1 pseudogene is annotated in these 413 nt (G+C 35.4%); it reads right to left on the bottom strand.

What is annotated here, in order from left to right:
* Positions 1 to 413 (bottom strand): annotated as a pseudogene (locus tag HMPREF2663_RS02325) (cell division protein FtsK); the annotation flags it as partial.

Raw genomic sequence — 413 nt, 5'->3', positions numbered from 1 at the left:
GTATCAAACTTAGGGTCAACAATAATGAGTTCAGATATGGGTTTTAGTACACTTAATAAGTACGTCAGCATATATGACTTACCACTGCCTGAATTACCTGCGATCGCTATGGATGTAATGTTTTGATAATTTAAAGTTAATTGTTTCATGATCGGGATTTGTTGATGTGTTAGTTTAGAAGTGAATTGATCTAAATCTGTAATCACTAAGCGTTCAGAAATCCCTTGTTGCCATGGAAAAAACAATGCACGTTGCGTGTGAATATCATCTGTGTCCATAGGAACGAAATACGCGGAGTTTTGTTTTAACAGTGTAAATTTTGGATATAAAGCTGCACTTGCGATGAGAAATATTTTTTGATATAAGTCATCATCAATAATGTAGCCTGCAGGCAGGCGAGGAAGAAAGTAAAA

This window comes from Staphylococcus sp. HMSC077D08 (genome assembly GCF_001837945.1).
In the GTDB taxonomy this organism is placed as follows: domain Bacteria; phylum Bacillota; class Bacilli; order Staphylococcales; family Staphylococcaceae; genus Staphylococcus; species Staphylococcus epidermidis.
Note: the sequence above shows the minus strand (reverse complement) of the source record. Positions and strands in the feature narration are given on the sequence as shown.